Raw genomic sequence first — 12,527 nt, 5'->3', positions numbered from 1 at the left:
CCTATGTCCTTAATCTCATCCTCCATCCCGAACTTCGTTAACGGCGTCTCACAGCAACCATTCACCCTCCGTCTGTCCTCCCAACTGGACGCCCAAGAGAACGGCATCTCGACCGTCTCTGAGGGACTGATGAAGCGCCCCCCAACCACCCACCTGGCCCGAGTGACAGCCTCCCCATTGGAGTCGGCATTCGTCCACACCATCAACCGCGATGCCAGCGAGCGCTACCAAGTGGCGATCACCAACGGCGGACTCCGTGTATTTGCCGTAGACGGCACTGAGCGCACGGTGTCTTTCCCGGATGGAACCGGCTACCTAGCCGCAAGCGACCCGGCAAGCGACTTCACCGCGATCACCGTGGCGGACTACACCTTCATCGTGAACAAGGCCATCACCGTGGCGAACCGTGCAGCCGTGAGTGCCACCCGTGGGCCCGAGGCACTCATCAGTGTCATCCAGGGTAACTACGGGCGCACCTACGGGGTCATCCTCAACGGCGTGACCGTGGCTACATACGCGACCCCAGATGGGTCCGATGCCACGAAAACCTCCCTGGCCTCCACGGACTACATCGCCACGGAGCTGGTGGCGGGCATCCAAAGCGCGGGCTTCACATGCGTGCGGGCGGGCTCCTGTCTGTACATCACCAGCACCGCGGACTTCACCATCGACTGTTACGATGGTTTCAACAACAACGCCATGAAGGCGTACAAGAAGGTAGTCCAGTCGTTCTCCACGCTGCCTTCCAACTGCACCCAGGCCGGTGGCTGCCTGTTCGAAATTACCGGCGACCCTGGCGATTCTTCGGACGACTACTACGTCTACTACGATGTCGGTACTGACAGCACTGGCGTGTGGCGTGAGTGTGTCGGCCCTGGCGTGGCACTGGGCCTGGACGGCTCAACCATGCCGCACACGCTGGTCCGTAACGCGGACGGCACCTTCACCTTCCAGGCAGCCACCTGGACGGACAGAGTGGCAGGCGATGCGGACACCAACGAAGACCCGTCCTTTGTGGGCCGGACAATCAACGATGTTGTCTTCTACCGGAACCGCCTGGGATTCCTAGCCGATGAGGCCGTGATTTTCTCGGAGTCGGGGAAATACTGGAACTTCTACCGCACCACTGTGACGGAGCTTCTGGACAGCGATCCTATCGACGTGTCCAGCACGTACACCAAAGTCGCGATCCTCAAGCACGCGGTGTCGTTCAACAAGCAACTCCTGCTGTTCTCCGATGAGGTCCAATTCCTGATCGACAACGGGGACACCCTCACGCCCAAAACCATCTCCATCAAGCCGTCCACGGAGTTCGTGTGCAACGCCTTGACCACTCCTCAATCCGTGGGCAAGAACGTGTACTTCGCCTCTGACCGGGAGAACTGGACGGCCATCCGGGAATACTTCACGGACACCAACGATGTCTCCAACGACTCCACGGACGTGGCTTCGCATGTTCCCCAGTATATCCCTTCGGGCGTGTTCAAGATCGCCTCATCCAGTTCTGAGGATATGTTGTGCGTCCTCACTACCGGGGACCGCCATTCGATCTACGTGTACAAGTTCTACTGGGACGGTGACACGAAGGTGCAAAGCTCCTGGAGCAAGTGGACCTTCCCGGACACCGATACCATCCTGAGCGCGGAGTTCCTGGACTCCGAAGTGTTCCTGGCGATCAACCGCGCCGATGGCTTGTACTTCGAAAAACTCACTGTAGCCACGGACAGCCTGGGCACCAATGAGCCGTACCTGGTTCACCTGGACCGAAAGCAATACGTCACGAAAGACACCCTGAGTTACGCGGATGGCTACACCACCATCCCGCATTCGTGGGCTATGGATGACGGCACGTACATGGCCGTGACCGCCACCGGGCAGACACTCAAGCCTGGCGTGGTCTCTGAAATTGTGTGGGATGGGACAACAGCGAAGGTGAAGGGGAATTACACCTCCTCGGACCTTATCGTCGGTCGGCGGTACGTGTTCAGCTTCCAGCTAAGCACCATCACCGTGAAGACCCAAAGCGCAGGCGGGGGCACCAAGAGCGACACCGAAGGCCGCCTCCAGCTTCGCAAGGCGTCCGTGAACTTTGCCAGCACCGGGTACTTCCAGGTGAAGGTGACGCCACGTTACCGGGACACTTACACCTATACCTACTCGGGCAAGGTACTGGGCACCCCAAGCGCCACATTAGGACAGGCAGAGCTAAGCACCGGCAAGTTCACGTTCCCCATCATGACGCAGAACACGGACGCCACCATCGTTATTCAGAACGACTCTCCGATGCCTTCGGCCTTCCTGAGCGCGGACTGGGAGGGCTTCTTTGTCAAACGCAGCCAGGCTGTCTGAGGTCGCGTGGGTACTTGAGACGACACCGACACACTGCCATGAGTTGGCCGCCAACATGCGGGAGGAGGACCGGGACGAAATCTGGAAGTCCTCCCGCCTGCAACCCCTGGAAGCATTGCTCCTTGGGCAGATGGATTCCCTGCGCACTTGGACCTTCCTGGTTCATGGGCGTGTGGTCGCCATCTTCGGTGTGGCTCCGCTGACAGATATGGTCGGCGCTCCCTGGATGCTCGCTTCCCCTGAGCTTCCGCAAGCCCGCAAGACATTCCTGGCTCACTGCCGGGACTACATCAACCAAATGCACGAACTCCGTCCGGTCCTCATGAACCGGGCGTGGACGGGCAACCCTGTTCATCTCCTGTGGCTCCGCTGGCTGGGCTTTGAGTTCTGCGACCCGGAACCCTTCGGCCCCGATGGCGAAGCCTTCCAGGAATTCCAGAAGGTCCAATTCCCATGTGTACCATCGTAGCAGCAGCGTGGGCCGCAACGGCCATCGCAGCGGCTGGCACCACCGCGTCCGTGGTCCAGCAGAACCAGCAAGCGAAATCGACCGCAGCCTATGAAGAGCAGCAGTCTGAGAACGACTTGAAGGCGTTTCAGGACAACCAAGCGCAGACCGGGTATGCGAACGAGCAAGCCCGCCAGTCTGCCTCTCAGCAGGAATACCAGAACAACCTCAAGGCCCGAGCGGCTATGTCCACCGCGCGCGCCCAGGCGAGTGAAGCGGGCGTAGAGGGCAACTCCGTGGATGCGCTCCTGGCCGACCTCTCGGCTCAGCGCGACAACTACAACCAATCCGTAGAGCAGAACTACAGCACGACCGTAGCGAACAACAACACCCAGCTACAGAACAACTACTACGGCACCCAAAGCGCGCTCAACTCCCTCCGCTCTGTGGACTCCCCGAACTACCTGGAAGCGGCCAGCCGCCTCGGCTCCAGCGCTCTCGGGGCCTACAGCACCCAACTCCGGGCCAACTCCGGCTCAACCACCGTCACCCCTAATGGCTCCTAAGGAGGCCCCATGCGTGGACAAGTGAACTATGACCCTGGCGTCCAGGGCATGGAACAAGTAAACCCAATCGCCTTCCAGCCAGTCCGGGCGCACCTGGATGACACGGCTGGATTGAAGGCGAACCAATTGGCCCAGGCACTGGGCTCCTCAGCGATCCCCCAGGCGCTCCAGCAGTTCGGCTCCGCTGAGGACCAACGGGAGCGGCAGAAGGCCCAGGACACAGCCGACTCCATGACCGTGGGCGAGCTGGGCCAGAAGATCAAAGACGGCTCTATCCTGGCCTCCCAGTCCCCAGCCTTCCAGGGCACGCTCCAGCACATCTACGGTGAGAACCTGATGCAAGGCATGGAGCGGGACACCATGTCGAAAATCCAGACTGGCGAACTCCAGTTCACCGACCCGCAGCAGGTGGACGAGTACCTCACGAAGAGCCGCAATGAGGCACTTGAGGGGCAGAACCAGTTTGCCGTTGCGGGCTTCGACAAGGGCTATAACGCCTTCCGCATGAACGTGTTCGACACGAACGCACGGACGATGAACGCCAAGGCCATCACTGAGGGCATCCAGCAGTCCAGCGACAACCTCATGAACGTGGTCGGGGATGTCACTGGGAACCAGTTCCACGGCACCACTGACCAAGCCGCCCAGGCCATCGCCAGTCGCTTCAACCTTCTGTCGTCCACCTCGCTACTCCGGGACGATGCCCGCAAGACCACCTTGAACAACACGCTGGTCCAGATCGCGCAGACCGGAAACAAGTCCCTGGTGGACGCGCTCCTGGCTCAGAAGCTGTCATCCGGTGCCACTGTGGCGTCCACACTGGGCGGCACCACCGCTGCCGAAGTGAGCCTCCACGCGCAGAGCATGGATGACCAGAACCAGCGCAAGCGTGTGGATGATGAGATTCGCCCGTTCCTGACCCAAGCGGATACCGGTGAACTGGACCAGAAGGGCTTCAATGACTGGGCGCAGAAGAACGAACGGTGGGTCACAGCCAGCACCTGGAACGCTGTCATCAACCATAGCCAGTCCCAGTTGAATCAGCGGCAGAACAACATCAACCGCTTCCAGCTTCTGTCCACCGCCCAGCAGTCCATGGCGAACGCCCAGCAATCCACGCGGGTAGCCATCGACCAAGGCAACCTGGCGTACCTCCAGCCCCAGCAGGTGATGAGCCCCGAAGGCAAGATGAAGGCTTTCGAGACTGAGCAGTACGCCCAGCAGTACATGGCAAACCGTGTCCAGCAGGAGCAGATGCCGTTCGACAAGCAGGTGCAGTTCTACTCCACGAACAAGGTGGATAACCCGCAGTGGAAGAGCATTCTCCAGTCGGGTCTCACCAACCTGGCGTCCCTCGGCTGGACCCCGGACGGGAAGCAGCAGGGCCAGCTTAACCAGCAGGGCCAGGGCGCAATCGACACCTTCAACCACATCAACGCGGTGAACCCCGCATACGCCCAACAGCTTGCCGGTGGGGCATACCAGAAGCTCTCCGACATCCAGTTCTTGATGGAGAAGGGCGGATTCCCCGATGCCAACTCAGCGGCATCCCTGGTCTATCAGGGCGGGAACTCCGGTGTCACCGAGGCCGATATGGGGGCCATGAAGGCCAACGTAGCGAGCGCTGTGAATGACGTGGTGAACCCCGGCTTCCTATCTCGCTCCGTCCACTGGGCTGAGGGGCTTTGGGGCAATGACCAGACGAACCTCACGGCAGTCCAAGCGGACATCCGGCGAAGGTCGGAACTCCTCCTCAAGTCCGGCCAGGTGCCCGATGCGGCCAGCGCAGTGAAGGCCACCGTGCAGTACCTGCAAGACCCGAATGTCTCCACGAACATCAACAACACCCTGTACCTGAATAAAGACCTGCCTCAAGTCCCCAAGGGAGAAGACCGGGGGAAGTGGGTCGAGCGCTTCATTGACGAGGTGCCAGGGAAGATCGCGGATGACCAAGACATCGGCAAGGGGAACATCCGCATGGAGCCCAACGACCGAGGCGGTTACACCATGTGGACCGGGGGAGTGCCCCTCACAGACGTGAATCACCAAGTCCTCAACTACTCCCGCCAACAGGTGGAGAAGTGGATTGGCAACACCTACGCCGCAGACCTCAAGGCCAAGACAGCCGCAGCTAATGCAGAACATGCCGCCGAAGTGCAGCGTGCGCTGAATCCTATTGACCCGCAGTACCTCCAATAACAAAGGTAAGTAATGACTAAAATTTCTCTGGAAGATGCCCGGAAAATCACTGATTCGACCGAGCAACAATATGGCCTCCCTCAAGGGACGCTGTTCAAAATGAGCGGTGAGGAATCATCGTTCAACCTCGATGCCGAAAGCGGCAAGGGCGCCGAAGGTCCGTTCCAACTGATGCCCGCCACTCAAAAGGCATACGGCGTCACTGACCCCCACGACTACACCCAGGCCGCTGATGCCGCTGGGCGCTACATGCGGGACAGCCTGGCTAAGTACAACGGCAACATGGATATGGCCCTGGCCGACTACAACGGCGGCCCTCGGGCTGCCAAGGCGCTGGCCGCAGGGAGTCCCTGGCCGGAAACACGGGACTACCTGAGCAAGTTCAACGGCACCACCCCCGCAGCAGGGCAGACCCCCTCGGGAAAGCCTAACCCCCTGTCCTCCGCTTTCACCTCCGGCGATTCAGTCAACCCGGATCAGAGCGCTTCCGCCTCGGACCTGGTGCAGATGCAGGCCCAGCAGCGGGCAGAGAACGGGGGGCTCATCAACAACGTAGAGAATATCCCCCAAGCTCTGGCCCTGGGCTTCGCCTCGGACAACTCCGTGGTGAACTGGTTGCGGGACAGGGGCACCCAATCGACGGACTGGAATTTCTCCTGGGACAACGATAAGGCTGGCAAGTACCTGGAGGGCATTCCCGAGAAGAGCTGGGACTACATCCTCCAGGCCACAAGTGACTCCGATGCTGACTTCCGGCGCTCCCGTATGCAGCAGTCCATGCAGGATGAGCAGAAGCTGTCTGAAATGGGAGTCGCAGGCTTCGGGGGCCGTTTAGTCGGCGGGCTGGTGGATTTGCCCACGCTCATCGGATTTGTCCCCGGTATGGGCGGCGAAGGCTTACTCACGGCTGGCTCACGGATTGCCAACGCAGTCCGCATGGGCGTGGTCGGGGCTGGGACCAACGTGGGCTATGATGCGCTGATGAACCGATACAACCCGCTCCGCACGGATGACGACTTGTACATCTCCGCTGCGATGGGCCTGGGCCTCGGGGCCATTGGCGGTAGCCTCGCTCACGTAGAGGGGCCGCTGGCTGAGGAAAACGCCCGCCTGGCCCAGTGGGGCCGCCAGGAGTCCGGCAAGGCGCAAATCAAGGAGCTTACCGATTCGGGCCTCATGCGCCCCGGTGAAGGCGCGCTGAGCCAGCCTGAGTTTCTCCGCAGGTTCGGCCAGGACGTGGACACGAAGAACACCCCTGGCAACGCCATTATTTGGCGGACTGAGGACGGAGGCTCCGCCCGCATCCACTCGCCGGGGGAGGAACCCAAGACCGTGGACTTGCCGCCCGAGGAGCCACGGGCACCAGAGGAACCACCGGCAGCGGGTGAGCCACGGGATGAGCCGCAGGAACCGTCAGTGGGTACACCTGGGCGCAAGCAGCCTTGGAGCGAAGAGTGGGACACCCCCCGCTACGAAGCCAGTGGCGGCCGGGATGACAACCTGATCCTCCCCAGCGGCGTCAACCGCGTGAGCCAGTTGGCCGATTACGTCCGGGCGTACTCAAAGAACCCCGAGACGGTCAAAGTGCTGAACCGTGTCCTCAAGGCTGTGGACCTCCGCAAGATGAACTTCAAGGTCATCGAAAAGGGCCAGAAGTTTGGCAATGCGGCGATGGACGCGGTGATTAAAACTGCTAAGGGCGCGGTTCTCACCCCGCACCAGTCCACCGGGGATGGCATTCAAATGTTCCTCCGGGGCCATTCCTACATGAGCCCCACCGGGCGTCTGTCGGACCTGTCCGGCCTGAATGAAGAAACCTTCGTGCATGAGCTGGTCCACGCAGCCACCGTGTACAAGATGCACGCCACCAGCGACCGCCTCATGTCCACGGACCCGCAGATCAGCAAGGCCACTACGGACCTCAGCACTCTGCACGGCTCGATGCTCAAGGCTGCGCAGAATGAGTTCGGGGAACACTGGAAGAGCGCTCTGGAGGGCCGCCTGGGGATTAACCTGGACAACCCCAAGGAGATGATCGCCTACGGACTGACTAATGCCCGGTTCCAGCAGTGGCTCAAGGGGAAGGCCCTTCCAGGCAAGCCCGATGCTTCCTTGTGGGACCGCTTTGTCGGTGGCCTTCGAAAGTTGCTAGGAATCGGCAAAAACGAACACAACGCCCTGTCCCGCCTGGTGGAGCTGGCGAACCCACTTACCCGCCCAGGAGGCGTGTCCAGGACGGTGCGCAGTCCCGCATTGGAAGGCAGCGTGGATGCTCAGGCCGCGAAGGCTGCGCACATCCCCGAAGTGTTCGGCTGGGGCCTCGGCCTGGAAAACAAGCTTGGCAAAGCTGACTCTCCAACCGCGGTCCGTGCGCTGGCCGCCAAGCTCTTCGGCACGTCCATTGGCTACAAGGACCATTCCGTGGTCGGGCCCAATGCCTGGGACGACACCACGAAGTGGACAGAAGGCTGGGCCACGCAGATGAAGAAAACCTCGCTCCCGCAGTTCCAGAAGTGGTTCCAGGCCAACGGCTTTAAGTGGCACCAGAAGGCTGAGGCATTTGACCACTTCGGTAGCCTGGTGTCGGACTTCATCCGGGGCCGGGATGCTGACTTCCCTGATGAGGTAGTGCGTGCTGGTGAGACCATCCGAAAGACCCTGGACCATGTGGCGGACTACATCAACAACCCGCTCAAGGATGAAGGGCGGATCAAGCTGGGCCTGACTGAAACGGAAATCCGTGACTCCGACACGGGCGCTACCTCCGTGGTCGGCACCCTGGAAAAGAACCCGAACTACCTCCCGCGAAAGCATGACGTGAACAAGTGGAACTCCATGGTCAACACCTGGGGCCATGAAGCTGTCACCGGCTGGTGGGCTAGGGCGTATCAGGGAGCCCGTGAGGGCATCTCGGATGAGGCCGCCAACCGCTGGGCGAAGTGGTACGTTCGGACTGTCGAAGAGGCCCATGCGAACCGCACGCAGGACGCGATGGGTTCCATGATGATGGGCACCGACCGGGAAGCCTTGAAGCACTCGCTGATGCTCAATGGCGGTTACTCCGAAGAGGAGGCCGTCCGGGTCATGGACGATATGCTGCCCACGAAGGGGACTGATGCGGGGCGTACTGCCTCAAGTCTCAAGAACCGGAACTCCGTGAACGAGCTGCACACCGAGACTTGGACAGGTGCCGATGGGACGAAGAGCGCTGTTTCTCTCAACGACTTCATCCACACCAACGCCTTCGAAGTAGTGGAGCCGTACCTGCGCCGTATGGCAGGGAGCGTGGCCCTTGCAAAGCACCTGGACGTGTACAAGGGGCAGGACATCGAAAAGGCCATCATGGCCGCCACGGAGAACAAGTTCGGGGAAGGGATGCGCCCAGGCGCGAACGTGGCCGGTATGCGAAAGGACTTGAAGTTCGCCTTCGATCGCATCCAGGGCCTCCCGATGGAGGAGTTCTCCACGCTCAACAAGAGCCTGGAAATGTGGCGTAACTTCAACGTCATCCGCCTCATGGGCGGGGCGGTATGGAACCAAGTCTCCGAGCTGTCGCAGATCACTGGGTCCATGGGATGGAAGGCCACGCTCCAGGCCGTGCCCACTCTCCGAGCACTGCGCCGTGACATCGCCACCGGCAAAGCCCCGGATGACCTCCTGGACCACCTGGAGAACACAATCGGAGGTGCCGGGGCTGACTACGTGGCCCGCCTGAATTTCAGCGCCAAGGACGATTGGGTTCGCCATAACGGTGACACCGCGTTCAACCGCAAGCTGGATGCCGTGGACAACGGGCTACGCAAGGTCGCCAAAGGCGTCCTGGACTACACCGGCATGACACCGCTCATGATCCAGCAGAAGCGCATCCACGCTATCGCCCTGGTGAATCACTGGGTCAATCACGCCAATGGTGCGGCGTCCAAGCTCCTCACCGATGACCGACTGGCCTGGATGGGGATGAGCAGAGACCAAGCGAACGGCGTTCTGGCGGACCTCAAGAAGTACAGCACTCCCCGGAATGGTGCCTTCGGGCCTTCCCGTAAGCTGGACTTCGGGGCCTGGGTTAAGGACTCCCCTGAGAACTACTCCAGGTTCATGACTGCGATGCACCGTGAGTCTCGCCGTGTCATCCAGGAGAACGACCTTAGCTCCATGATTCCACTCATGGGGACCACACTAGGAAAAGCCATGTTCCAGTTCATGGCCTTCACCATGCACGGCTGGAACAAGTCCATGCTCTTCGCCGCGAACCACCGGGACTGGGCCACGTTGTCCACTGTCCTGCACGGGGGATTCCTGGCGAGCCTGACCTACATGGGCCGAACCATGCTGGATTCCATGGGGATGAATGAGGAGAACCGCCAGAAGTTCCTGGACCAGCGTATGGCCCCCGGTCAGATTGTGGCCAACAGCTTCGGCAAAATTTCTCAGGCTTCTCTTCTGCCAAACCTCTATGACACGGTGTCTCCGTACCCGCTGTTCTCTGGGATGCGGACCACCAGCGACCTGTCCAGCTTTGTCTCCAACCCAACCTATCAGGCCATCAACGGCCTCATCTCCATGAAGAAGCTCGTCAAGAACGGGCTCTCTGATGACTCCCAAACGTCCGCTTCGGACATCAAGAACTGGGCTCGCCTCCTGCCGATGAACAACGTAGCGCCCGTTAGCACCATGTTGAACATGATTGCCAACGACTACCCAACCGGCTCGAAGCAGCACTGACACAACCACCTCTATGGGAACCCCGGCTTCGGCTGGGGTTTTCTTTTTTTGGAACCCTCTATTTGGCTTACACACCCTACAGCTACGTCCAGTTGAAAGCGGACGGAGCAACCACAAACTTTCCCTTCAACTTCCCATACCTGGACACGGCCCACATCCAGGTGTCCGTAGACACAGTGGTCACGGCCTTCACATGGGTAGATTCGTACACCATCAAGATCGCCTCTGCGCCTACTGCTGGTGGCGTGGTCGAGATTCGCCGGATCACTCCCAAGGATTCCGCCATCGTTTCTTTCCAGGATGGCTCCACGCTCCTCGAAGCGGACCTGGACCTGATTGTCACGTACAACCTGTACTGCGCCCAGGAGGCGTATGACGGCACCCAGGCCAGCATCCACCTGACCGCTGATGGCGTATGGGATGGGCAAGGCGTCCGCGCCACTGACTTCGCAGACCCTGTAGATGCGCAAGACCTGATGACGCTCAACTACATGAACGTCAACTTCAAGAACACCATGCTTTCGATTGAGCAGGACTCCATCGACAAGACCACTGCTATCCGTACAGCCGCCAACAGTGACCTGGAGGCGATTCACACGACTGCTGTGAACGACCTCAACACCATCACTCAGGCCGCAGAAGCCGCAACCTCAGCTTCCCAAACGGCTGCCAAAACGAGCGAAACCAACGCCGCGAACTCGGCAGCCGCAGCTTCGGCATCGGAGACAGCCAGTGCCGCCTCTCAGGCCGCTGCGAAAACCAGCGAGACCAATGCCGCAACGTCTGAGCAGCAGGCAGCCGGTTACGCTGCGAGCTTGAAGCTGCCTGCCGCAACGGGGGAGGCGCTCCAGGCTCTTCGGCAGAACTCCACGGAAACAGGGCTGGAGTACTTCCCGTCCCACCTGGCGCATGGCCTGGGGGCCGTTGTGGACTTCCGAAGCACCACGATGGCGGCTGCAACTCCAGCGGACTTGTACGGCACAGGCACCCAGGTGGGGTTCATCTCCGGGGGGCCAGCAGGGTTAGCTATCCCAGGTCTAGGCGACCCTACCTACGGCGTCCTAGTGAATCATGCGCAGTGGAAGGACTCATCGGCGCTGACCACGATCTGCCAGGAGTTCTCCTCAGGCACTGAGCGCTTCTTCCGTTACGCCACGGCAGCAACTACCTGGTCCGGCTGGCTCACGGTGTACAACAGCGCTCACTTCGCTATCGCTGACTACCTCAAGGCAGGAGAGACGCACGACACAACGGGGATGCGCTTTGTATCAGCCAACCCGCCCGCCATCGCCAACATCACCTCCAGTGGTGCAGCCAACGCACTCACCATCGGTAACGGCTCCAACGACTATGCCTCCGCCGTCATGGCGTTCATTCGCGATGGGCAGTACGCCTGCTACCTGGGCATCGACACGGACAACGTGTTCAAGGTCGGTGGCTGGTCCATGGGGAACGTGTCTTACCCAATCATCCATACGGGCAACTTGGGGGCGTACACCGGCCAGCTCGCAGTGGGCGCGGTCGGCACCTATGCCTTCATGTGGGCGAACGGCAACTACGCCCCAGGCACGCTCCTGGCTGGCTCTGCCATCTACTACGGCTCCTACAACTACCAATCTTCCGTCACGGCATCCGGCACCTGGATGGTGTGCGGATACCTTTCCTCCGGCTACAAGGCCACCGTTATGTTGCGAGTAGCGTAATGACCGATACCAGCACCACCAGCTCCACTCCAGCGGTATACACCACGGCTTCGGGCCCGGCCTATGCCAACGCTGACAAAACCGCCGTGACCCTCACTGTCACCTTCACAGGGATTGGTGAGGCCCCATTCACGGCCAGCCAGGATGACACTCACGACTACGGGCGCGAGCTATTCACACGCGCAGTAGCAGGGGACTTCGGAACCGTAGGGGACTTTGTGGTCTCCAGCTCCACCACACGGATGGAGTTCGTTCTGAGTCGCGCCGATTCCGTTGCAGCCATCAAAGTAACCACCACCGCAGGTAATACCTTCAACGGCGATGAGGCCAGCCAGAACCGCATGGCTCGCTCCATTGTTGCCCTGGGCGACACCGACACCATCACTTGGGTACTTGCGAACAACAGCACCATCCAGGCCACCAAGGCCGAACTCCAGGAGGCGCTCAGGCTCTCCGGGGAAGCCCAAACGGCCCTATGGGTCCAGACCACTACAACCTCTTAATTGATTCGCCCTCGGGAGACCGGGGGCCACCACTTGG

General features: G+C 60.5%; 7 protein-coding genes. All 7 read left to right on the top strand.

The features are described from left to right. Window positions 1-3: 3 nt before the first annotated feature. The 7 genes from LU684_RS05915 (at window position 4) to LU684_RS05885 (ending at window position 12,490) form a co-directional block, all read left to right on the top strand. Window positions 4-2,349, top strand: coding sequence for a phage nozzle protein (locus tag LU684_RS05915; RefSeq protein WP_060518955.1), 2,346 nt, complete (start codon window positions 4-6; stop codon window positions 2,347-2,349). Continuing rightward, window positions 2,324-2,818, top strand: coding sequence for a hypothetical protein (locus LU684_RS05910; RefSeq protein ID WP_155952726.1), 495 nt, complete (start codon window positions 2,324-2,326; stop codon window positions 2,816-2,818). The genes LU684_RS05915 and LU684_RS05910 overlap by 26 nt, the downstream gene beginning before the upstream one ends. Next, window positions 2,803-3,363 (top strand): virion core protein, T7 gp14 family, encoded by a 561-nt coding sequence (locus LU684_RS05905; protein WP_060518953.1) that lies wholly within the window; start codon window positions 2,803-2,805, stop codon window positions 3,361-3,363. Before LU684_RS05910 ends, LU684_RS05905 begins: the two co-directional genes overlap by 16 nt. Window positions 3,364-3,372: 9 nt before the next feature. After that, window positions 3,373-5,562 (top strand): hypothetical protein, encoded by a 2,190-nt coding sequence (locus tag LU684_RS05900; protein ID WP_060518951.1) that lies wholly within the window; start codon window positions 3,373-3,375, stop codon window positions 5,560-5,562. 12 nt (window positions 5,563-5,574) lie between these two features. Beyond that, window positions 5,575-10,284, top strand: coding sequence for a transglycosylase SLT domain-containing protein (locus LU684_RS05895; RefSeq protein ID WP_060518949.1), 4,710 nt, complete (start codon window positions 5,575-5,577; stop codon window positions 10,282-10,284). Between the two features lie 62 nt (window positions 10,285-10,346). Further along, window positions 10,347-11,987 (top strand): phage tail fiber domain-containing protein, encoded by a 1,641-nt coding sequence (locus tag LU684_RS05890; RefSeq protein ID WP_060518948.1) that lies wholly within the window; start codon window positions 10,347-10,349, stop codon window positions 11,985-11,987. Then, entirely contained in the window at window positions 11,987-12,490 is a 504-nt protein-coding gene (locus tag LU684_RS05885) for a DUF4376 domain-containing protein (protein WP_060518945.1), read from the top strand. The genes LU684_RS05890 and LU684_RS05885 overlap by 1 nt, the downstream gene beginning before the upstream one ends. Window positions 12,491-12,527 lie beyond the last annotated feature (37 nt).

The sequence above is a fragment of the Pseudomonas sp. NMI542_15 genome (assembly GCF_021283425.1).
Lineage (GTDB): Bacteria > Pseudomonadota > Gammaproteobacteria > Pseudomonadales > Pseudomonadaceae > Aquipseudomonas > Aquipseudomonas fortuita.
Note: the sequence above shows the minus strand (reverse complement) of the source record. Positions and strands in the feature narration are given on the sequence as shown.